We start from the raw sequence: 23316 nt of genomic DNA, 5'->3' as shown, positions 1-23316 counted from the left end.
TCAAGATGAAAAATACTTATAAAATATATAGTGGCTATCCGCTTCTGGTGCTGATTCTGTTATTGTGTGCTTTCTCCCTGAGTGCACAAGAAACAGGAGGCACCCTGGCGGGTCAGGTTACGGATCCTAAGGGTGGTCCACTACCTGGCGCTACCATCACTGCAATTCATACCCCTTCGGGAACACGTTATGCACTGTCAACAGACGCAGATGGTCGTTATACACTGAACAACCTTCGCATTGGCGGTCCTTATGCTGTAACAAGCGCTATGATTGGGATGCAATCCGACAAAAAGGAAAACATAACGGTAAGACTTGGTGCAGCGCAACTGCTCAATTTCAGATTGCTGGAAAACAATCAGCAATTGGCTGAAGTAATGATCTCTGCCCATGTTTCCCCTGGACAAGCCAATACTTATGGCACTGGCAAAAATATATCTGCTGCGCAAGTCAGGAATATGCCTACAGTAAGCCGTAGCTTAACAGACATTACCCGGCTTACGCCACAAGGTAGCCGCGACAATAGTTTTGGAGGAACAAACTTCCGCTACAATAACGTAACCATTGACGGGGCAATTAATAACGATGCCATCGGTTTCAGTCCATCGGCAGGTGGACAAACCGGAACCAGTGGGATGACCGGCAGCAGTACCCGAACCAATTCCATTTCACTGGATGCGATTGAAGACATGCAGGTTTACCTTGCTCCTTTCGATGTTAAGATTGGTAATTTTACAGGCGGAAGCATCAATGCCGTAACCCGAAGTGGAACCAATAGCATATCCGGATCAGTTTATGGCTTCGGCCGAAATGCAGCCATCACTGGTAAGGACCGTGTTGGGACTTTAGGCGTCATGAACAATGATTTTTATGATTACCAGACAGGACTTCGCATTGGTTTTCCCATCATCAAAAACAAACTTTTCTTCTTCAGTAATGAAGAAATCACCCGCCGACAGGATCCGACACAGCTCTTTGTCGGCACAGCAGAAACTGCGGGAATCATGAGTGTATCAGATGCAGAGCACATAAAGAATACCACCATTTCCCGATATGGAAACATCTTTGATGCCGGAACAGCAGGCATTTACAATAATTGGAACCGTTCCTCCAAATTTTTCAATCGTTTGGATTGGAACATCAACGATCAGCTCCAACTGGCGATCAGAAACAATACCATTCTGAGCAAAGCGACTCACATGGACAGGGATCAGCAGGATTTCCGGTTCAGTAGCATGGCCTTTGAGCAAAAGAACAACCAGAGCAGCACTGTTGCAGAATTAAAAAGCCGTTTTAATAATCAGTTAAGCGGAAATCTGGTCCTGGGGTATACGATGGTGAATGATAATCGAACCCCTTTGAGCGACCCCACACTTCCACAGGTTCAGATACAAGGCAATACTCCCGGAACAACCATTTATCTTGGAACAGATCGCGAAGCCAGCATCTTTGACATGAAGCAAAAAACATGGGAACTGACAGCAAACCTAAACTGGAATCTCGGCCGACATAAACTCTTGTTAGGTACCCATAACGAATTGTACCGCATCAACTATGGTTTTGTGAATAGCTGGAATGGAAGAGTGGACTACCTGAATATTGATGATTTTCTGAATAACAATCCTTACCGGGTCCGGGGAAGCTACAATTATACCGACAACACCCGGGATTACATTTTAAATAATCCTGCGGCAAATTTTAAGGTAAACATGTATAGCTTATACCTGCAGGATGAAATCAGACTCAGCGACAAATTGAGCATCACTCCAGGATTAAGAGCCGACCTTACCTATCTTCCGGTCCATCCCGAATTGAGCAATAAGGTGAAAAATATCCTCACAGATCCTGATTTTGGTTCTACCTATACCTACACCCCTTTAAATCGCCTGCAAAACAACTTCTTAAAGAAAATACAGTTGTCGCCGAGAGTTGGTTTCCGTTATGACGCCATGGGAGATCAAAGTCTGATCTTAAGGGGAGGCGCTGGCATATTTACTGGTCGCATACCGTTTGCCTGGCTGGCTTACGCCTACTATAACACCGGCGATAGCTACGGTGCCTTTGATCAGAAAGCTGATCAACAGCCTTTTACTCCTGGCAGTGACCCAATCCGTCCAAACCCGAATGCAATTGGCAATTTTATCTCTCAAAATGGGACCATCATCAACAACCCAAATAGCGGGCGGACTCAGGCCGATCTGGTAGACAATGATTTTCTTATGCCTAAGGTATTCAGAGGAAGTTTAGGTCTGGATTACAGCATGGAGAAGGATTGGAAATTTACAGTTGAAGGGATGTATACCAAAAACATCAGAGATGTATTATTCCAACAGCTAAATACCCGTGATAATCCAAAATGGTATGGCTACGATACCGAACGTCAACAGCCCTTATATAGCGGTTCAGTAGATCCCCGTTTCTCAAACATTTATCTGTTGAGCAATACCAGTGAAGGTTATCGTTATAGTCTGACGGGCACCATCAGTAAAACCATACTGGAAAAGCTGAATGCTACTATATCCTATACTTATGGCGAATCGAAAGACCTGAGTAATGGGGTTCGTAACTCCATGGAATCGAACTGGCAGTTGAATCAATCTTTACTTCCAAATAAACCATCATTAGCCTACAGTAATTTTGACATCCGCCAGCGGATCGTAGCGAACATCAGCTATAACCTAATCTGGGAGAAGGCTGGAAAAACCAATGTAAGCTTGTTTTTGAGTGCGCAATCAGGCAGCCCCTTCAGTTACGGAATCGTAAACAATAGTATACAAGGACTTCCGCAGCAGGTATCACTGGTTTATATTCCCAAAAGGGAGCAGGCTATTAACAATTTTCAGGATAAGGCTGCTACAGCGGCACACCCGGCGCAGACTGCTGCAGAACAAGCGACCGCCTTTAATGCCTTTATTGATGGAAATCCATATCTGAATAGCAGACGTGGAAATTTTACAGAAAGAAATGCTGGGAGAACGCCATGGAATGTACAGGCAGATTTGCATCTGGCACAGGACCTGTTTTTCAACAAAAGTAAAACACAGTACCTGACGATAACGGCAGACATCACTAACCTGACTAATCTGATCAGCAAAAACTGGGGAGTCCAATATTTCTCCGCAAACACATTCAATTCCACGAGTAGTGTAGGTCTTACGCCTACACTCTTTCCTCCACAACAAAATGAAGGAAACATACCAGTGTATACGTTTAACAATCCGGGAAAACCGTATAGCATAGATTATTTCAGTTCAAGAGCCCAATTGCAACTGGGACTTAGGTATACGTTTTAACTACCTTATTATTCAAACGCTCTAAAACATGGTTATCAGCACCAAACAAGAGGCCTGGAATCGTAAGATTTCAGGCCTCTTGTTTTTTGTAGTTGTAGTGTTTTTACCTGTTTCTATAGGTTATGCTTACCATCTTACTCATTCCACTAAATGATTATTCTTTAACCAGCTTCTCATTTACTAGTTAGAATTAATAAGCAACACAGCAACAACAAAGTCCGACATCTATTTACAATTCAAGAAATTCAATCAACTCTATTGCTGCAGCCCGACCGGCACGATTTGCGCCAATAGTAGATGCTGATGGACCGTAGCCTGTTAGGTGGATACGCGGATCTTTAGCGACCTGTGTGGCTAATTTTCCAGACATTTCAATTCCATCTCTATCATTCATTAACTTTAAGGGGGCAAGGTGATTTAAAGAGTGACGGAAACCCGTATTCCAAAAAATAATATCAGCATCGAGTGTAGTTCCATCTTCCCATCGAACGCCTGTTTCAATGATTTCTTTGAACATAGGTTTCCGATCTAAAACTCCTTTATTCAACATTCCTTCAATAGCAGGTGTGATGGGCAAGCCTGTTACAGAAACCACTGACTCAGGTGGCAAGCCCTCTCTTACCCTTTTCTCTACTAAAGCTACCGCTTCACGTCCAATTTCCGGCGAAAATTCATATTGTCTAAAATCAGGAGGTCGACGGGTAACCCAGGTAGTTTGAGTAACTGCTGAAATTTCACCGAGTAATTGAATAGCTGAAATGCCACCACCTACAATGATCACATGCTTTCCGATAAATTCTTCAGCGTTTTTGTACTCGCCAGTGTGCAGTTGCTTCCCTTTGAATTTTTCCCAGCCGGGATATTTAGGGCAGTGTGGGGTTTTCCAGGACCCGGTAGCATTGATCAATCCGCGAGCACTAAATTGAATTCCAGTTGTTCGAATGATAAATCGCCCGTTTTGCTCAGTAACATCGGTCACTCTTATGGGACGAATAATTGGAAGCCCAAAGGCTTTCTCATATTGTTCATAATATTTGGGGATTGCAATATTCGCTTGCAATTCTGTTTCCTTAGTATTAACAGCATCGGAAAAGGCCATTCCGGGTAAGTCATTGATGCCGTTTACATTGCTTAATGTTAGAGAATCCCAACGATGTTGCCAGGCTCCACCCGGACTAAATTCATCATCTAAAACAACAAAACCTTTTCCAGGCTTTATTCCCTCTCTTTGTAAATTGTAGGCTGCTGATAAACCGGCTTGTCCTGCCCCAATCACAACAATATCTACTTTATAAAAAACATTTTTATCAGGTATCATAGATTAACTTTTATAGACTTTACTCCAGCAACTCTGATGCTAAAGTAAAGGTAAGGAAGCTTTTAAAGTGTCGCGTTGATCTATGTTAAATAAACCTAAAGATCTTCCATCAATAGAATCCGATTTTCCTTTGTCATAATTAAAAAGAGATCAAAACAAATGCCATTTATCAATATAATCTATTAAAAAATGCGATCATTTAAATCAGTTTTTGGTTTTTTAAGCTGACATAAATTCTTAATTTACATTAACCTTTTGCCTTAACCTAATCCATTTTTTGGATCCTATTGGGTGCCTAACTTTATCCTATTGAAACCGAAAAAAAAATAGAGTCACAAACGAAGACCCAGGTTGTTTAATTATAAACTATAAATCTAAATATTATGGCAGTATTAACAAGGATCAATTCTGATGAGGTAGCAATTCTTTTTGATCGACCACCAAAGTGGCTTATTCCAAACCGTTAAAGACATCGATGTGACCGCACTACGTAATAACGTAGCCGCTCTCGCTAAAGTAGCTGCAATTGAAAATATCCCGGTGTTTACCACCGCTTCCGAGCCTAAGGGACCTAATGGGCCATTAATGCCTGAAATTCATGAGCTGGCACCTCATGCAGTATACATTCCGCGGAATAGCAAAATCAATGCCTGGGATACCCCGGCTTTTGCAGGTGCTGTTAGAAAATCAGGTAAAAAGAAACTGATCATCGCTGGTGTATTGACCAGTGTTTGCGTGGTCTTTCCTTCCATTTCTGCAAAATCTGAAGGTTTTGATGTATTTGCAGTCATTGATGCTTCAGGTGATATGAGCCCAATGTCTACACAGATCACTACCGCACGTTTGGCATTGGCCGATGTTGTGCCGATCAGTACCGCGGCCGTATTGAGCGAAATCCAGAAAACATGGTGTAGCTCAATTGTTCTGCGAACTTCAGAGAGATTGGGGCAGATCAGAAACTATTCCCGGATTTACGAAATTATTCATCGAAACCGGTGGTACAGCAGGCATCCAGTTCTCATATGACAAAGCAGAATAACACATTTTTAAATATTAATCATAGTTCCGCTTGGGTTTCCCTACCGGAACTATGCCTAACTCTAGCTTCAATATGCTGATTAGTTTACTTTATTTTCACTACTACTTTTCCCTTAGCACGTCCACTCTCTACATATTCCATCGCCTCATTAATCTGACCGAAAGAAAACACCTTGTCCACCACAGGCCTGATCACATTCTGTTTAATCAGATTGGAAATTTCCTGTAATTGTTTACCATCCGCCCTCATAAACAGAAATGAATAGTCCACATTTATTTTTTTAGCCTTTTTGCGAATTCCGTAGCTGATCATTGATAAGATAATCTTTACAAACCAGGCCGCTCCGATTGCTTTTGCAAAATCTGGTGTGGGTGGCCCTGAAATAGAGATCGCCTTCCCTTCCGGTCTTAAGATGCGTAGTGATTTTTCAAGTGTCCTGGTATCCTGGCTGTTCAAGACCACATCATAATCTTTCAGGATGTCTTCAAAATCTTCCTTTTTGTAATCAATCAAAATATCTGCTCCAAGTTCCTTTAACATTGCAAAACTCTTTTCACTTGCAGTTGTGGCGACCGTTGCACCAAGGTGTTTCGCCAGTTGAATGGCAACCGTACCTACTCCACCTGAACCTGCCTGAATAAATACTTTCTGGTTCTTTTTCAGATTCGTCCTTTCTACGAGCGCCTGCCATGCGGTTAAGGCTACTAAGGGAATGGAAGCCGCCTCTTCCATGGTAATATTGTTTGGTTTTAGTGATACATCATCCTCTCTAATGGCTATATATTCGGCAAATGTACCAATGTTGAAATCGGCAACACGAGAATAGATTTCATCCCCTACCTTGAACTGTCTCACCTTTGTTCCTACCTCGGTAATTACACCCGCTACATCATGTCCCAAAATGAGTGGCAACTTATAAGGTAATATTAACTTAAATTCACCAGACTTCAGCTTAGCATCAAGCAGGTTTAGACCTGCAGCATGAATCTCTACCAGCACTTCATCTTCTTTTATGATTGGTACAGGAATATCACTGAGCTTCAGAATTTCTTTTTTATCATATTTTTGTATGGTGAACGCTTTCATATTGTAGTTATTTTGACAAGTGTATAAGTTACGATTTTAAGTCTGCATTTATTTTCTTTGGATTGATCAATCCAAATGCAAGCTTTGGAAAAAAGCGGTTGAGCATATAGATTATTTTAGAATCGCCCACCCGAATGGTGTATTGGTCTTTAACCAATCCATTTATCAGTGCTTTGACCAGCTTTTCGGGGCTTATCTTCTTATCATCCCTATCGGCCACCATATCCGTATCTACTAAAGGCGGCAACAGTTCAAAAACCTTCACATTGGCATTTAAGATGTTTAAATGTCCCCTTAAAGATTTGGTGTAAAAGGCCAGTGCGGCTTTGGATGCCGAATAGGTGGCCTCAATCATTGAGGGTACCATACTTAGGATTGAAGTAGTATTGATGATTGCACTTTCCTTCCTTGATTTGAGCATCTCCATGAAAACGTTATTTAGACGGACTACCCCCAGGTAATTCACCTCCATCTCGTATTCAGCTCCCTTGAGATGGTCATCATTTGCAATACCCAAATTTTTGGGCGGAACACCGACACCTGCATTGTTGTATAAAATATCAATGCCGCCCAGCGCTTTCACCTTGTCGAAAAGCGCGTTCGCGTCATCCTCATTTCCCACATCACTCTTTATTGCAGTCAGCGCCGGATATGCTTTTTTTGCCACATCCAGTTTACTCTGGCTTCTACCCGTAATGATGACTTTTGCTCCGACTTCCAAAAACTGTTTTGCCGCTTCCAGTCCAATTCCAGATCCGCCACCGGTAATGAGTATTGTTTTTCCGTTTAATTTCATAATATGTTTGAATTATATTGATTAATAGGACCTGTTCTGTAACAAACGGAACAGAAGATATACATGAAGTCGCCCAAAACATTTTTAATGGTTAAATGCAGGATAATCTGTATATCCTTTTTCGCCAGGTGTGTAAAATGTACCCTGATCTGGCTGATTAAGAACTGCGTCTGTCTGGAAGCGTTCTACCAAATCTGGATTGGCAATAAATCGAACGCCAAAAGACACCAAATCTGCGTCGCCTTCATTCAACACTTGACCTCAGTTTCCAGCCTTGAATTTGTTGCCTGGTATAAATACCGGAAACATTTATTACGCCAATAGCTTCTCCACTGATAAAGGTACCTTCTGTAATAATAAGACCTGCGCTTGCTCTTTGTTTATAATAAAGCGACGTAAGCGCTGTAGCTGTGTTTTCAGCATTTGCAGAACGGCACATGGTCATCGGAGCCATGATGATGCGATTGTTTAATATTAGTCCATTTAGACTATGAGGTTCAAAAATCAATGCTGTTTCCATTGTACCTATAATTTAATTTTGTAAATTTGCTTGCGTTTTGCAAGTGCAAATATACAAACAACTTTCATTTTGCAAGTTGTTTTATAAATTATTTTATGATGGATATAAAAATGAGGTCTGATTGCCCTATTAGCTGCTCACTCGATATTTGGGGAGACAAGTGGTCATTACTTATTGTTAGAGATTTAATGTTTTCAAAACAATGTACCTATGGTGACTTCCTTAAATCGGATGAAAAAATAGCTACTAATATTTTGGCTTCCCGATTACAAATGTTGGAAATGAATGGGTTAATTACTAAACAAGACCACCCCGAAAGCAAAGCAAAAGTCTTATACAAGCTTACTCAGAAAGGGATTGACTTGCTTCCCATAATGATCGAGATTAATTTATGGGCTGATAAATATTTTACGTTGCCTGCAGAAAGGAAAGAAATACTTGCGGAAGTAAAAAAGGACAAGGAAGCATTTATAAAGGAAAAAACAATAGAGCTGCAGAGGCATACGAATTAATTGAATTCATTGTATGTAGAAGATGTCATTTCAAGTTTCCTTTGAAAAATGTTTCCAACCTGTCAAAAGGAATTAAATCCGTTTTATCATATAAATCAACGTGCCCTGCTTTCGGAACAATGACCAGTTCTTTTGGTTCAGCCGCATGTTTGTTAGCGTGATACAAGAAAAAAAGTGGGTGTGGAACAGGGCATAAAAACTCGATATTCCGTTGCTTTTCTTTGATATGACTAAAACGAAAAAACCCTCTAAACTGTGACATTTAGAGGGTTTTTGATAGAATTTGATATCTATGTCGTCGGGGTGGCAGGACGCCGCACCAATACCATAAATATCTTATTTTCAATCACTTAAATCCAACTGAAACATCAGGGTGTAGATTAGGGCATAAATCATTTCAAATCAAATCAGCTCAAACCATCTCCAATAGTAAAGTATAAATAACTGCTTATTTGATGACCTAAAGATTGGTTTTTGATGTGATGCTACCAAATAAAATTTGAATTTAATATAATAATTAGCTAATTCAATTTGTGTCTTATAGTGGGTATTTCGCCAAAAGTGGGGAAGAACCACATTCACCGAAACGTACAACTAAGATTACCGATTCAAATTGAAAACGAACTATTTTGACATCCTGTTACGATAGAAGTCTTATAAATTCCTATACTCATTAGGTGTATACCCAACACGATTTTTAAATAAGCGGCTAAAGTGTTGTGGATATTTGAAACCCAACTCAAACGCGATTTCATTAATGGTCTTGCTGCTATCAAAAATCTTATTTTTTGCAATCTCAATGATTTTGTTCTGAATATACTCTTGCGCAGATTTGCCAGTTTCTTTTTTTACCAGATCACCAAAATAGTTAGCAGATAAATGAACTTCATCTGCAAAGTAGCCTACAGAAGGCAGACCGATGCTATAGGGTTTTTCGGATGCGAAATAGCTATTCAGTAATTCCTCAAATTTTTGCAGTATTCCCCTATTGGCATTTTCCCTAGTGATAAACTGACGATCATAAAATCTCTCACAATAATTCAGAAAAAGCTCAATATTGGATGCAATTAACTTTTTACTATGCTTATCAACCGACTGGCTTAATTCATATTCAATTTTAGAGAAGCAATCAAAGACAATTTTCCGCTCTTTTTCAGATAGATGCAATGCCTCACTTGTGTTATAGCTAAAAAAGCTATACTCATCCAGGCTCTTGGCCAGAGGTGTGCCTACTATTAGATCTGGATGAAAGACCAATCCATGCCCCATCGGCTGATAAAAATCAACTTTATTTTCTACATCTATAACTTGTCCAGGGGAAATAAATACCAATGTTCCTTTATCATAATCGTAGTAGTTACAGCCATACTTTAAATCACCGCAATGTACTTCTTTAAGGAAAATGCAGTAAAGTCCGAAAGTCATCCGGGAACCGGTTCTTTCCTTCGCTTTTGAGAAATCAATAACACTCACCAGTGGATGTAAAGTTTCGTGGTTATTAAACGCATTGTACTCGCTTACCGTGTCAAAATTATAGGCCTTTTCCATAGCTATTGCTTTTTTGTTAATACAAAACTAACTATTCTAGTATAACAAAAACGGCAGACACGCACCAATCAGTAACATTGGTAGTAATATCCGTAATCGGTATACCAATTCACTCCATATCAAAGCTGAACTTTGTACCATTAAAAGTGTTGTATAGACATTGAGCAAATTTAATAAGAAATGAAAACAGTTAAATTGAACAACGGATTAGAAATGCCAATCTTGGGATTTGGCGTTTTTCAAATACCCGATGCGGCAGAATGTGAAAGGGCCGTTATTGATGCCATTGATACAGGCTACAGACTAATTGATACAGCAGCATCGTACTTAAACGAAGCAGCTGTAGGTAGCGCCTTAAAAAATAGTGGGATTATCAGAGAAGAATTGTTTATCACCACCAAACTCTGGGTACAGGATACAGGTTACGAAAAGACAAAAGCAGCATTTCAAAGGTCTCTTGAAAGGATGCAATTGGATTACCTGGATCTCTATCTCATTCATCAGCCCTACGGTGATATTTTTGGCTCATGGAGCGCTATGCAGGAATTATATCAGGAAGGAAAAGTTAGAGCAATTGGTGTAGCCAATTTCCAACCAGATCGAATGATGGACTTGATCATAAACAGCGGCTTCACTCCTGCCGTTAATCAGATTGAAACCCATCCTTTTCATCAACAGGTAGAGAATCAAAGATTTCTGGAGGAGAATAATGTGCAAATTCAATCATGGGGGCCTTTCGCAGAAGGTAAAAACAACATATTCCACAATGAGGTATTATCAGACATAGCTGCAAAACACAGTAAATCGGTAGCACAGGTCATTCTAAATTGGTTAACCCAAAGAGGTGTAGTTGCTATTCCCAAATCTGTTCGCAAAGAAAGGATGGCTGAAAACTTCGATATTTTTGATTTTGAACTCTCTGAGCAGGATATGCAATCCATCGCAGCTTTAGACGCCAACGCAAGCTTGTTTTTTAACCATAGAGATCCCGCAATGGTAAAATGGTTGAGCGAAAGAAAATTAGCTATATAACCCCAAGCAGCGATTAATAAAAACAGAAAATCTATACCTAAAATAAATAAGATGATACCAAAAAGAATATTAGGAAACAGTGGCCTGGAAGTATCAGCCCTTGGATTAGGCTGCATGGGATTAAGTTTTGGCTATGGTCCCGCAGCAAATAAACATGAAGCCATAGAGTTAATAAGAACTGCATTTGATGATGGAGTAACCTTTTTTGATACGGCAGAATGTTACGGCCCTTTTACCAATGAAGAGTTATTAGGTGAAGCGCTTGCACCCTTTCGGGAACAAGTAGTCATTGCCACCAAATTTGGTTTTCAGGATGGTGATTCAAAGAAAGGATTGGACAGCAGCCCTTCAAGGATAAGAGCTGTGGCAGAAGCATCCATGAAAAGACTGAAAACCGACTACATTGATCTCTTTTATCAGCATCGTGTTGACCCCAACATACCTATTGAAGAAGTTGCCGGAACTATTCAGGATTTGATAAAAGAAGGTAAAGTCAAACATTGGGGTTTATCGGAAGCAGGCGTAGAAACCATTCACAAAGCACATACCGTACAACCAGTTGCTGCATTACAGAGCGAGTATTCTTTATTCTTTCGGGAAACGGAAAAGGAGATCATACCTACATTGGAAGAACTAGGAATAGGCTTTGTACCATTCAGTCCATTAGGAAAGGGCTTTTTAACGGGAGCCATTGATGAAACAACAAAATTTGAAGCTACGGACTTCAGAAATATTGTTCCCCGCTTTTCGGAAGAAAACAGAAAAGCAAATCAGGCTTTGGTAGACTTGTTGAAATCTATCGCTATTGACAAAGATGCAACACCTGCACAGATCGCCCTAGCCTGGTTACTGGCACAAAAACCCTGGATTGTACCAATTCCTGGAACGACAAAAATACATCGCTTGCATGAAAACATCGGAGCCGCAACCATTTCGTTGTCTCCAGGCGATGTGCAACAAATCGACACGGCTGCATCAAAGATTTCCATACAAGGAGCGAGATATCCCGAAGCGTTACAAAATAGAGTAGGAAAATAAAATTATTTGAAATGAACAGGAAACTAATAAGATATATAGGCACATTAACATTATTATTGGCTACTTCAATATCGCTTAAAGCCCAGAACAGAGCACAGCCTTTAGCTATCGCTGAGCAAGGCAGTTTTGCCATAGGGGGAACAAAAACTACCGTACCGGGCAGCTTTAATTTGGATAGTGCATTGAAACCACAAGGCCAGACCTTTCATGGGGATCATGCTTATGCCTTTTATCAAATTCCAGTAAAAGCCCGTAAATACCCCCTTGTATTCCTGCATGGCGCCGGACAGTCTAAAAAAACATGGGAAACTACCCCTGACGGACGAGAAGGATTTCAGAATATTTTTCTTCGCAGAAGATTCCCTGTTTATCTGCTTGACCAGCCAAGGCGTGGTGAAGCGGGTAAAAGTTCCGTTGCAGCAACCATTAACCCTGCTGCTGACGAGCAGTTTTGGTTCAGCCAATTTAGGATCGGAAATTATCCTGACTACTTTCCAGGTGTTCAGTTTCCTAAAGATACTCCTTCATTAGAACAGTTTTATCGGCAAATGACTCCGAATACTGGCACATTTGATGGAAATGTGATCTCGGATGCCATCTCTCAACTGTTTAACAAAATTGGTGAAGGTATATTGATTACCCATTCCCAGGGAGGAGGACCTGGTTGGTCTACGGTCATCAAAAATAACAAAGTTAAAGCGGTTGTAGCTTATGAGCCTTACAGCGGCTTCATGTTCCCAGAAGGAGAACTACCTGCGCCGATAAAATCAGCAGGTCTTTTTGGAGAGTTGAAAGGCATGGAAATACCGCTGTCTGACTTCAATAAACTGACTAAAATACCCATTGTCATTTATTATGGAGATAATATCGCAAAAGAAGCTACTAAAATATGGAATAAAGATCACTGGCGTTCAGGACTTGAAATGGCGAAGATCTGGGCATCAACTATCAACAAACATGGGGGTGATGCAAAGGTGATACACCTGCCAGAAATCGGCATCAAAGGTAACACACACTTCCCGTTTTCTGACCTGAACAATATCCAGGTAGCTGACCAGCTCTCGAAATGGTTAAAGGAAAAAGGTTTGGATGAGTAATATTGGTAGCAATACCCGTAATACATCTACCATAAAATCCTTTTGTTCTTTGGAACTTTGCATAGCTAAAAGAAAGATATGAAACGGTTAAGGATATATGGCATACAGGTAATTACGCTTTTATTGATGATCACCTCGTGTTCAAGGGCTGGAGAACCAACAAAAGTAAAAGAAGAGCTACCGATAGATAAAGGTGACTTACTTAAAGATAAAAAAGTACTGATTGTCTATCTGTCACGCACAAAAAACACCAAAGCCGTTGCGGAGATCATCCATAAAAAAGTTGGTGGTAGCTTAGTGGCATTGGAACTGGTAACACCCTATCCGGAGCATTATCAGACAACGGTGGATCAGGTAGCTGCAGAAAATGCGAAAGGTTATTTACCACAGCTAAAAACAAGGATAGACAGTATAGAAAAGTACGATGTTGTCTTTATCGGTTTTCCTACCTGGGGAATGCAGTTGCCGCCTCCCATGAAAAGCTTCTTGAATAAATATGATCTAAGCGGAAAAATAGTAGTCCCCTTTAATACCAATGCTGGTTATGGCATTGGCAGCAGCTTTGAAACCATAAAAGAATTATGCGCAAACAGCAAAGTACTTGAAGGATTTTCAACAAAAGGTGGCGTGGAAAGAGACGGCATTTTATTCGTAATGGAAAACGAAAAAGAAACGCAGGTACAACTTGAAATACAAAACTGGTTGAAGAAAATAGGTCTAATTAGTTTATAAATCATAACAAAATGAAAAAAGCAATCTATTTTACAATTTTATTATTTGCTGTAGTTACAACTCAAGTAACTGCACAAGAACAAAGTATTTTTCCATTAGGAGAAAAGGCAAAAAACGTAAATCATACCGGAGACGTATGGCTTAGTGAATTAAATAAACCAGACGATGCCATCAATTCCCAAATATCCCTTGCCGTGTTTGCGCCTAACGCCAAACTCAACTGGCATACCCATTCAGGCGGACAGATATTGCTGATTACTGACGGTATCGGTTATTATCAGGAAAAAGGGAAGACTGTACAGATCGTACAGAAAGGAGATGTTGTAAAATGCCTGCCGAATGTAGAACATTGGCATGGATCAACCGCTAATAACGGTGTTACTTATTTAGCAGTCTCGCCAAAAAGTAAAACGACCTGGCTGCATCCTGTTACAGATGAGGAATATCAGAAATTGGAAAAACCAGCTGTATATGCCATGAACATTGAAAAGGAGCTTAAAGATCTCTCCAAGCAAAAATGGAACTGGATGGCCGACAAAAACACAAGTGAGCTTAGTAAACTCTTCCATGAAAAATCTGTGTTTGTTCATATGGGGGGATCATGGGGAAAACAACGTGAAATAGATGTGATTAAAAGTGGAGGTATCTGGTATAAGAAAGCCGATATCCACGATGTTTCTGTGAATGTAATTGGAAACACAGCTGTCCTGTTGAACAGGATTACACTTTTGGCAGTAGTAGGTGGTAATGAAGTCACCAATCCATTTATGGTTACTGAAGTTTATAAAAAAGAGAACAACAACTGGCAACTGGCATCCATGTCCTTCACGAAATTAGTAACGCCATAATAAACGGATATGATGATCAAAAAATTAATGAAGTCGATATTATTTATAATGACAATGATTATTGCAACCTCTGCAAATGCCCAAACTGGTACTAGTCAAAATTTAAGCGCAAAACAACAAGCTCTGGTACGCATTTCGGCGGTCACAGCAAAAGGTGACCTGTCAAAATTAAAAATTGAGTTAAATGCTGGCCTGGAAGCGGGTTTGACTATCAACCAGATTCGCGAGACTATCGTTCATCTGTATGCTTATGCGGGTTTTCCCCGCAGCATTCGGGGATTGCAGACCCTTATGACCGTAGTGGATGAACGCAAAGCCAAAAGTATTAATGATGAAAAAGGTGCAGAAGCCTCCCCTATCAATGACGGGCATAGCAAATACGAAAGAGGTAAGGCGATATTGGAAGAATTAACAGGTACATCAGAAACAGGATCGAAAACAGGATATGCAGCGTTCGCCCCTGAAATAGAGGTCTTTCTCAAAGAACATCTTTTTGCTGATATTTTTGAACGTGATGTGTTGACCTATACGGAAAGAGAGTTGGTAACTATTTCGGTACTCAGCAGCATTGGTGGTGTGGAACCTATGCTACGTTCGCATTTGAACATCTGTTTGAATGTTGGTCTATCCCCAAGTCAATTACAACAATTCGTAGGTCTGATAAGCTCAAGCATTGGTAAAGAAGAGGCGAAATCAGCACAGGCGATATTGGATGAAGTTCTGAAAAGTAGAAAGTAAAATATTAAAACTATGAAAAAGCTAACATCAATTATTGCATTAGCAATGTCAGTAGCGGCTACAGATGTTGTAGATGCGCAATCTACTCATAAGGGAAAACAACAAAATCCCTATACCCTGGTGTATGAAGGAGCTATTACTAAAAATGAAAAAGGAAAAGTAAATATTCATCCGGTGAAGTATAAACTGAATGGGATTGAAATTGCGGCGAATGTTTATACACCTGCAAATTACGATGCTTCAAAGAAATATCCGGCAGTAGCAGTCGCACACCCTAACGGTGGTATAAAAGAACAGACAGCTGGACTATATGCACAACGTTTGGCAGAGGAAGGCTACATAACCATTGCTGCCGATGCGGCATATCAGGGAGCAAGCGGCGGTGAGCCACGTCATACGGATAAACCTGCAAGCCGTATCGAAGATATTCATGGTATGGCTGACTTTATCATACAGTATGCAGGGGTTGATGCGAACCGCTTAGGTGTTTTAGGTATTTGTGGTGGTGGCGGTTATACTTTAAAAGCAGCACAGAGCGACAAACGTTTTAAAGCAGTCGCAACCTTGAGTATGTTTAATTCAGGTGAGGTAAGACGTAATGGCTTTCAGAATTCCCAATTAAATACTATTCAAGAACGTTTAAAACAAGCTTCAGACGCACGTGTGCAGGAAGCCGCAGGAGACAAAATAATTTATGCTGGTGTAGCGAGCATTACAGATGCAGAAATCGCTAAAACCACAACAGATTTGTATCGGGAAGGATACGAGTACTACTATAGAAGTCACGCACACCCAAATTCGACCTTTCTGTATACCATGAGCAGCCTGTTAGACTTGATGACTTGGGATGCAGCCACAAATATGGATTTAATCAATCAGCCTCTCCTGATGATGGCCGGTAGCAAGGCGGACACAAAATACATGACAGATGAAGCGTTCCCTAAAGCAACCAATGCAAAAAACAAAGAATTATTTCTGATTGAGGGAGCTACACATATACAGACCTATTGGAAGCCTGAATATGTGTCACAAGTTGTGTATAAATTGCTTAGTTTTTATCAAAAAAACCTTTAAAATCAAGATGATGAATATTAAACACACAACTATACTACTTCTTATAGGAGCAGCTTCATTATCATGTAATGAGCAAAATAAGTCGACACTTATCTCTCCATCCGAATCACAAGAATCAACTGTATTTGCAAAAGGAAAACAGGTAACTAATGATAACTTTACCGGAACCGTATGGTTGGAAAACTTAATTCAAGCTGACAGCCTTAACCAGAATTCTATAGGGAGCGTTACTTTTGAACCAGGAGCCAGAAGCAAATGGCATACCCATCCGGCAGGTCAAATATTATTAGCAATAGATGGTATTGGTTACTATCAGGAAAAGGGACAACCAAAGAAAATACTTCGTAAAGGCGATGCTGTAAAATGTCCGCCAGACGTTCCTCATTGGCATGGAGCAAGTTCAGACACCAAATTTATTCAGGTAGCGATAACAGGAAGGGAAAAAGGCGAAACTAAATGGCTAGAAGAGGTAACCGACAAGGAATATGAAAGTGAACCCAGCATTTAATAAATAAGACACAAAAATAGCACATTGTTCGCGTTAACCAGAGATGAAAGTTTTTTCACTTGGCCAGCCCCTCAATACAACAATTATATCTAAAAAAACAGGGTGCAGAATAGGGCATAAAAACCTTGATATATTATGGTTTTCTTTGATATGGTTTAATATGAAATAAACGAAAAAACCCTCTAAACTGTTACATTTAAAGGGTTTTTAATAGACTTTATGTCTTTGTTTCGTCGGGGTGGCAGGATTCGAACCTACGACCTCCTGCTCCCAAAGCAGGCGCGATACCGGGCTACGCTACACCCCGAACTGGTATCTTCTTTTTTACTGGTCATTATAAAACTACCTTTCCAGGTAATTTGTGTCGGGGTGGCAGGATTCGAACCTACGACCTCCTGCTCCCAAAGCAGGCGCGATACCGGGCTACGCTACACCCCGAACTGGTATCTTCTTTTCCCTTTTTCGAAGGGCTGCAAAGGAACGATAATTAAACTACATATCCTATTTTGCAAATCACTATTTCAGCGGAGAGGGCGGGATTCGAACCCGCGGTACCGTTGCCAGTACGACAGTTTAGCAAACTGTTCCTTTCGGCCACTCAGGCACCTCTCCTTTTCAATTCTTTTTAGAAAAACGCTCCTGTTTTTCGGGATTGCAAATATAGTAACTTCATCCATTGATCCAAAAAAAATTTACACATTTTGTAGGTAATCTATACGCACATGATAGATGCTCATAAGCATCGTCTTGAAGATCAGCTTTATAGTTTCTAAATCTTTTAAAGTAATATCGCAGTTATCTAATTGATTTTGTTCCAATTTATAGTTAATGATCCTTTCGACAAGATCATTTATGCTTTGAGCATCCGGATTTTTCAGGCTTCTTGAGGCCGCTTCGACCGAATCTGCGAGCATTAATACCCCCGTTTCCTTAGAAAAAGGGATCGGACCAGGGTATCGGAAGATGTTTTCATCCACAAATTTCTCCGGAGAATTCTTTAAAAAACTCTGATAAAAATAATCGACCCTGGTATTTCCATGGTGCGTTCTGATAAAGTCGATCACACTTTCCGGTAATTGATGCCTCCGCGTGATTTCAATTCCTTTATGGACATGTTTGATGATGATCTGAGCACTTTGCTCATAAGGCAGCTTATCATGCGGGCTAAGCGCAGTATTTTGATTCTCTATAAAGTATTGAGGATTCTCAATTTTACCAATGTCATGATACAAGGCACCCGCTCTTACCAGTAAGGAGTTCCCCCCTATTTTAAAGATCGCTGCTTCCGCCAGGTTTGCCACCTGTAAGGAATGCTGGAAAGTACCCGGTGCTTTAAAAGCAAGCTCTCTTAAGAGTTTATTATTGGTATTCGTCAATTCGATCAGTGCAACATCGGAAGTGATGCCGAACAACCTTTCAAAAGCATAGATCAACGGATAAGCCAGTAAGGACAACAGCACACTAATGATGAAAGGAATAAAATTAATCCACTCAATCTGATTGAACGACCCTTCCCTCAACAACCCAATCCCCACGAAGGACACAAAGTAGGCCGACAATATGAATAAAGCCGACAACAATAACTGTTCTCTTTTGATCAGGTTTCTGATGCTGTAAATCGCCACCATCCCGGAAGTGATCTGATAAAACACGAATTCAAAACTGTTTGGCACAAAGAACCCGGCAATCAGGATCACTAACAAATGCAGGTAAAGCGCCAGTCGGGTATCAAATAAAATCCTGATGATGATCGGAACGATACAAAAAGGAATATAATAGATGCTCGGCAGGTTCAGTTTAATCGCCCAGGTCAGACAAAGCAACATTGTGGTGATCACCAGCAATAATAAAGACAGTTGCCTGTTGTCGGCAAAGATGTCTTTCCTGAATAGTTTTAAGAAGAACATCAGTAAGCTGACGATAAAACCAACCAGTAGTATTTGTCCGAAGTAAACCAGTTTACTATCTCCGATAGTCTTGGTCTGCGCTTCGTAAGCTTCTTTAAAAGAAAGCAGTTTTTGGTAGATCTCATCATCCACCACATTATCCTTGGCAATGATCAGTTCTCCTTTCTGCACCATCCCCCTGGTGGTAGAGAGGCTGCTTACCGTATTGTTCTGCACAATGGTGGTCAGCTTTTCATCAAAAGTAATATTGGGGGTCAAATGATCTTCCACGAGGTTCACAATCATTTCTTTTACTTTCAGATTGATGGAATTGTAGTTTTTCTGAAAGTACTCCAGTGCCGATGGTACCGTAAACACATCCTGGGTACTCAAGTTCCTGCTGATGTTATTGGTCATCAAAGCAAAATCATAATACTTATTCCCTTTTTGATGTTTGGCATTCATTGCGATGATCCCCCGGGTATAAATGGCTTCCAGCAATTTAAAAGAAGAACTCTTATATCCTGCTTTTTCATTCTCTGGAAAAGTATTGGTTTTCCATTTCACATCAAATTCATTCAGATAAGCCTCCTCTACAGAATGGATCATCTCTTTATTCATCTTATAAATAGGAAGTACATTGTTCAGTGCGTCCTTTTTATCTGTAGTGACCTGCGGAGTGGTTTTGAGAATAGCAAAATTAAAAGGAGACACCAGGTCTTTATTCTTCCATATCTCTCCCTTTTCAAATTCATATCTGAACCGGGGCTGTTTTGGTAGAAACACCGTTATGATCAATACCGACAACACCATCATGATGTATTTGATGTTTGATGAATACTTACGGTAAAGCACCCTATGGGAATTCTTCTTGATTTTAGCCAAAATGATAATGATTGATTTCATTCAAAAATAATACAATTTTTCCTTTAATCAGGTTTCCCTTGTTTATCTCCATAATTATTCAGTACTTTATGATATCAAATCAATATCATTATGTATCAGGAAAAAATTATCACTCCCCCATCTGGCTACTTAACTTTCGTATTATTCCTGGCCTTGTTAGGCGGTGGAATTTTCGCATTAGCCACAGAACATTTTGCCATCGGAGCCATCGCTCTGGGCCTGAATTTCATCCTGGTACTCCCAGGACTCATCATCAATAACCCCAATGAATCCAAAGTGCTCACCCTTTTCGGGAAGTATGTAGGTACCGTGAAGACAGACGGTTTTTTCTGGGTAAACCCACTGACCGTTAAAAAGAAGGTTTCCCTTAAAGCAAGAAACCTGAACGGACATCAGATCAAAGTAAATGATAAACTGGGAAACCCAATCGAAATTGCTGCTGTAGTGGTATGGCAGGTTCAGGAAACGGCAAAAGCGATGTTTGCAGTAGAAGATTACCATCAATACGTAAACATACAAAGTGAAGCTGCTGTCAGACACCTGGCCAATATCTTTCCTTACGACAATTTTGAGGATGAAGAAGCAACCATTACACTGAAAGATGGTGCAGAGAAAGTAAGCAGCCTTCTGGAAGCAGAATTAAGCGAAAGGTTATCAAGAGCCGGAATTGAAGTGGTGGAAGCCAGAATTTCACACCTTGCCTATGCTCAGGAAATTGCCAGTGCCATGTTACAACGCCAACAGGCTACCGCAGTGATTGCTGCACGTAAACTCATTGTAGAAGGTGCAGTAGGTATGGTAGAGATGGCTCTGGAAAGATTATCCGAAAAAAACATCGTGGAACTGGACGAAGAGCGTAAAGCAGCAATGGTGAGCAACTTGCTTGTGGTCCTTTGCGGCGACCGCAATGTACAACCGGTAGTCAATACCGGAACGCTATACAACTAAATCAATAAAAAGGATTACCAATAAAGATATGTCTGAGAAAGATAAAAAGGCTTTTGTGCTGAGAATCAACCCCGCCCTGCTCAAAGAAATTGAGAGTTGGGCCGGGGATGAGTTCAGAAGCACTAACGGACAGATAGAATACCTGTTAAGTGAAGCCCTGAAATTGAAAAGAAAACGACGGGTAAACAAAAATGATACAGAGGGAGAATGTTAAAAACAACCGACTTTAACCAGCAGATGCCAGTAATTACTTAACTTTGCTTTTAACCAAAATTAAATGACATCAATGAGAGAAGTAGTTATCGTATCTGCCGTTAGAACCCCAATAGGAAGTTTTGGTGGTTCATTATCAGGTTTTTCGGCTACCCAACTGGGTGGTTTAGCAATTAAAGCCGCTGTAGAAAAAGCGGGCATCGCCCCTGCTGACGTTCAGGAAGTTTATATGGGCAATGTATTGTCTGCTAATATTGGTCAGGCCCCGGCAACACAAGCCGCAAAATTTGCCGGTTTACCGGATGTTCCCTCAACTACCATCAATAAAGTCTGTGCTTCGGGAACTAAAGCCATCATGCTGGCTGCACAAAGCATCGCCCTCGGACAAAACGACATTATCGTTGCCGGAGGTATGGAAAGCATGAGCAATGTTCCTTACTATTTAGATAAAGCAAGAAACGGATATCGTTTAGGTCATGGTCAGATTACCGACGGATTGATCAAAGACGGTCTTTGGGATGTATATAACGATTACCACATGGGTTCTGCCGCAGAGCTATGTGCTGCAGACTGCAACATCAGCCGCGAAGATCAGGATGCATTCGCTATCAGTTCTTATAAAAAATCGCAGGCTGCTCAGACAGAAGGCAAATTCGATTCCGAAATTATTGCCGTTGAAGTAAAAGACCGCAAAGGCGAAATCACCCTGATCAATAAAGATGAAGAGCCTTTCGCTGTTAAATTTGATAAAATTCCAGGCTTAAAACCTGTTTTCAAAAAAGACGGAACAGTAACCGCAGCCAATGCTTCTACTTTAAATGATGGCGCTGCAGCACTGGTTTTAATGAGCGCTGATAAAGCAAAAGAACTTGGATTAAAGCCATTGGCGAGAATCCTTTCTTATGCGGATGCACAACAGGCACCGGAATGGTTTACTACCGCTCCTGCAAAAGCAATTCCATTGGCCCTGCAAAGAGCAGGTAAAAAGATCACTGACGTTGATTATTTTGAGATTAATGAAGCTTTCTCTGTCGTTTCTCTTGCCAACAACAAATTATTGGAACTGGACGAAAACAAAGTGAATGTAAATGGAGGTGCCGTTTCTCTTGGTCACCCTCTGGGTGCTTCAGGTGCTAGAATCGTGGTGACCTTACTGGCTGTTTTAGCTCAGAATAATGGCAGCATCGGTGTAGCAGGAATATGTAATGGCGGTGGTGGTGCCAGCGCAATCGTTATCGAAAAATTAAACTAAATGGTGAAGGCTTCAAAACCTTTCCTGTTTGTCACGATCTTATGCTGCGCAATGACTACCGTCTATGCGCAGCATAGTTTTAACCTGACCAATATCCCGGGAATGACCAAATATCAGGATTCCCTTGTCAGCCTTGGTGACCGCGTTCAAAACGCAGAAAACAATACAGAACGCTTTGCATTAAATGCACAGTTCATTAAAACACTGGTCAACGCTCTGAAGACTCCCTCTTCCGCTGGTTTCCCTTTCGATTCCTTAAAAAGAATCTCCATACTCCCATCTCCCGATAAAACTTTCCGCATCTTCTCCTGGTCCCTTCCCCTGGATGATGGAACTTATCGCTTTTTTGGTGCCATACAAATGGCCACAAAAGATGGTAAACTAAAACTGTACCCCCTGATTGATGGTACGGAAAACCTGAAGGACCCCAATGCCATCACCAGCAACAAAAACTGGTATGGTGCCAATTATTATGAAATCGTCCCGGTCACATCCGGTGGCAAAACGCCTTACTATGTCCTGATCGGCTGGAAAGGAAACAGCGCCAAAACCTCCAAAAAACTGATCGATGTGCTCTCCTTTGAAAAGGGAGAACCTGTATTCGGAAAAGCCATTTTCGATCAGAAACAAAACCCCGGAAAAAACAGAATGATCTTTGAATACAATAAACTGAATTCGATGACCATCACTATGGAAAAAAGTATGAATATGATCGTTTTTGATCATCTTGCTCCTTTTAATCCGGAAATGAAAGGAAATTTTGAATATTATGCATCCGACCTCAGTTTTGATGGGTATAAAATCACTGGCGGAAAATTAAAACTCGTTGAGAATGTGGAACTAAAGAATGCTCCAAATGATAAGGATGAGTTCTACGTAGACCCTAAAAATAAAAAGATACAACCTATTAAGAAGCTTTAAACAATGATTAC

At 40.7% G+C, this 23316-nt stretch carries 22 protein-coding genes and 3 tRNA genes; 15 read left to right on the top strand and 10 right to left on the bottom strand.

All coding sequences use genetic code 11. The features are described from left to right. The first annotated feature begins 5 nt into the window (after nt 1-5). Nucleotides 6-3293 carry a TonB-dependent receptor gene (locus BUC20_RS14290; protein WP_073231657.1) on the top strand — a complete coding sequence of 1096 codons (3288 nt, stop codon included), beginning with the start codon at nt 6-8 and terminating at the stop codon, nt 3291-3293. 229 nt (nt 3294-3522) lie between these two features. Here the strand turns inward: BUC20_RS14290 and BUC20_RS14285 are convergent, their stop codons facing one another. Continuing rightward, a complete protein-coding gene (locus BUC20_RS14285; protein ID WP_073231656.1) occupies nt 3523-4611 on the bottom strand; it encodes an NAD(P)-binding domain-containing protein in 1089 nt (362 codons plus the stop codon). 429 nt (nt 4612-5040) lie between these two features. On the opposite strand from BUC20_RS14285, the gene BUC20_RS14280 reads away from it, so the two are divergent. Next, nucleotides 5041-5637 carry an isochorismatase family protein gene (locus BUC20_RS14280; protein ID WP_084528867.1) on the top strand — a complete coding sequence of 199 codons (597 nt, stop codon included), beginning with the start codon at nt 5041-5043 and terminating at the stop codon, nt 5635-5637. A gap of 97 nt (nt 5638-5734) precedes the next feature. Here the strand turns inward: BUC20_RS14280 and BUC20_RS14275 are convergent, their stop codons facing one another. From BUC20_RS14275 to BUC20_RS14265, 3 genes are all read right to left on the bottom strand, one after another. Beyond that, nucleotides 5735-6736, bottom strand: a complete 1002-nt coding sequence (locus tag BUC20_RS14275) for an NADP-dependent oxidoreductase (protein ID WP_073231655.1) — start codon at nt 6734-6736, stop codon at nt 5735-5737. A gap of 28 nt (nt 6737-6764) precedes the next feature. Beyond that, complete coding sequence (locus BUC20_RS14270; RefSeq protein WP_073231654.1) at nt 6765-7532, bottom strand: SDR family oxidoreductase; 768 nt, start codon at nt 7530-7532, stop codon at nt 6765-6767. 244 nt (nt 7533-7776) lie between these two features. Next, entirely contained in the window at nt 7777-8052 is a 276-nt protein-coding gene (locus BUC20_RS14265) for an oxidoreductase (protein WP_073231653.1), read from the bottom strand. A 95-nt stretch (nt 8053-8147) separates the two neighbouring features. Here BUC20_RS14265 and BUC20_RS14260 point away from each other — a divergent pair, with 95 nt between their 5' ends. Continuing rightward, nucleotides 8148-8564, top strand: coding sequence for a winged helix-turn-helix transcriptional regulator (locus tag BUC20_RS14260; RefSeq protein WP_073231652.1), 417 nt, complete (start codon nt 8148-8150; stop codon nt 8562-8564). Between the two features lie 25 nt (nt 8565-8589). On the opposite strand, the gene BUC20_RS34185 is transcribed toward BUC20_RS14260, so the two are convergent. After that, nucleotides 8590-8826: a hypothetical protein gene (locus BUC20_RS34185; protein ID WP_143166796.1), complete on the bottom strand. Its 237-nt coding sequence runs from the start codon at nt 8824-8826 to the stop codon at nt 8590-8592. A 392-nt stretch (nt 8827-9218) separates the two neighbouring features. Next, nucleotides 9219-10112, bottom strand: a complete 894-nt coding sequence (locus BUC20_RS14255; RefSeq protein WP_073231651.1) for a helix-turn-helix domain-containing protein — start codon at nt 10110-10112, stop codon at nt 9219-9221. Between the two features lie 180 nt (nt 10113-10292). On the opposite strand from BUC20_RS14255, the gene BUC20_RS14250 reads away from it, so the two are divergent. The 8 genes from BUC20_RS14250 (at nt 10293) to BUC20_RS14215 (ending at nt 17179) form a co-directional block, all read left to right on the top strand. Next, a complete protein-coding gene (locus tag BUC20_RS14250) occupies nt 10293-11144 on the top strand; it encodes an aldo/keto reductase (RefSeq protein WP_073231650.1) in 852 nt (283 codons plus the stop codon). Between the two features lie 51 nt (nt 11145-11195). Next, complete coding sequence (locus BUC20_RS14245; RefSeq protein WP_317042782.1) at nt 11196-12182, top strand: aldo/keto reductase; 987 nt, start codon at nt 11196-11198, stop codon at nt 12180-12182. A gap of 11 nt (nt 12183-12193) precedes the next feature. Beyond that, on the top strand, nt 12194-13279 hold the full coding sequence (locus BUC20_RS14240) for an alpha/beta hydrolase (protein ID WP_073231649.1): 1086 nt from the start codon (nt 12194-12196) through the stop codon (nt 13277-13279). A 78-nt stretch (nt 13280-13357) separates the two neighbouring features. Further along, the gene (locus BUC20_RS14235; protein ID WP_073231648.1) at nt 13358-14011 is read left to right on the top strand and encodes a flavodoxin; all 654 of its coding nucleotides are present in this window, start codon (nt 13358-13360) and stop codon (nt 14009-14011) included. Between the two features lie 11 nt (nt 14012-14022). Continuing rightward, nucleotides 14023-14859: a DUF4440 domain-containing protein gene (locus BUC20_RS34180; RefSeq protein ID WP_073231647.1), complete on the top strand. Its 837-nt coding sequence runs from the start codon at nt 14023-14025 to the stop codon at nt 14857-14859. A gap of 9 nt (nt 14860-14868) precedes the next feature. Next, nucleotides 14869-15597: a carboxymuconolactone decarboxylase family protein gene (locus tag BUC20_RS14225; protein ID WP_234994520.1), complete on the top strand. Its 729-nt coding sequence runs from the start codon at nt 14869-14871 to the stop codon at nt 15595-15597. Nucleotides 15598-15609: 12 nt separating this feature from the next. Beyond that, nucleotides 15610-16671 carry an alpha/beta hydrolase gene (locus BUC20_RS14220; RefSeq protein ID WP_073231646.1) on the top strand — a complete coding sequence of 354 codons (1062 nt, stop codon included), beginning with the start codon at nt 15610-15612 and terminating at the stop codon, nt 16669-16671. Nucleotides 16672-16678: 7 nt separating this feature from the next. Beyond that, entirely contained in the window at nt 16679-17179 is a 501-nt protein-coding gene (locus BUC20_RS14215; protein WP_200800942.1) for a cupin domain-containing protein, read from the top strand. Nucleotides 17180-17412: 233 nt separating this feature from the next. Here the strand turns inward: BUC20_RS14215 and BUC20_RS14210 are convergent. The 4 genes from BUC20_RS14210 to BUC20_RS14195 all read right to left on the bottom strand — a co-directional run bounded on the left by BUC20_RS14210 (nt 17413) and on the right by BUC20_RS14195 (nt 19971). After that, nucleotides 17413-17486, bottom strand: a tRNA-Pro gene (locus BUC20_RS14210). A gap of 57 nt (nt 17487-17543) precedes the next feature. After that, nucleotides 17544-17617: transfer RNA gene (locus tag BUC20_RS14205), tRNA-Pro, on the bottom strand. Between the two features lie 87 nt (nt 17618-17704). Further along, a tRNA-Ser gene (locus BUC20_RS14200) sits at nt 17705-17791 on the bottom strand. 80 nt (nt 17792-17871) lie between these two features. Continuing rightward, nucleotides 17872-19971: an HD family phosphohydrolase gene (locus BUC20_RS14195; RefSeq protein ID WP_143166795.1), complete on the bottom strand. Its 2100-nt coding sequence runs from the start codon at nt 19969-19971 to the stop codon at nt 17872-17874. A gap of 90 nt (nt 19972-20061) precedes the next feature. Between BUC20_RS14195 and BUC20_RS14190 the strand changes: the two genes are divergently transcribed. The 4 genes from BUC20_RS14190 (at nt 20062) to BUC20_RS14175 (ending at nt 23305) form a co-directional block, all read left to right on the top strand. Further along, nucleotides 20062-20919 carry an SPFH domain-containing protein gene (locus tag BUC20_RS14190; RefSeq protein WP_073231644.1) on the top strand — a complete coding sequence of 286 codons (858 nt, stop codon included), beginning with the start codon at nt 20062-20064 and terminating at the stop codon, nt 20917-20919. A 28-nt stretch (nt 20920-20947) separates the two neighbouring features. Then, a complete protein-coding gene (locus tag BUC20_RS14185; RefSeq protein WP_073231643.1) occupies nt 20948-21133 on the top strand; it encodes a type II toxin-antitoxin system antitoxin in 186 nt (61 codons plus the stop codon). 72 nt (nt 21134-21205) lie between these two features. Further along, nucleotides 21206-22384: an acetyl-CoA C-acyltransferase gene (locus BUC20_RS14180; protein ID WP_073231642.1), complete on the top strand. Its 1179-nt coding sequence runs from the start codon at nt 21206-21208 to the stop codon at nt 22382-22384. Then, entirely contained in the window at nt 22385-23305 is a 921-nt protein-coding gene (locus BUC20_RS14175) for a hypothetical protein (RefSeq protein ID WP_073231641.1), read from the top strand. It begins immediately after the preceding gene. Nucleotides 23306-23316: the final 11 nt, after the last annotated feature.

It is taken from the genome of Pedobacter caeni (genome assembly GCF_900129215.1).
In the GTDB taxonomy this organism is placed as follows: Bacteria; Bacteroidota; Bacteroidia; order Sphingobacteriales; family Sphingobacteriaceae; genus Pedobacter; species Pedobacter caeni.
Note: the sequence above shows the minus strand (reverse complement) of the source record. Positions and strands in the feature narration are given on the sequence as shown.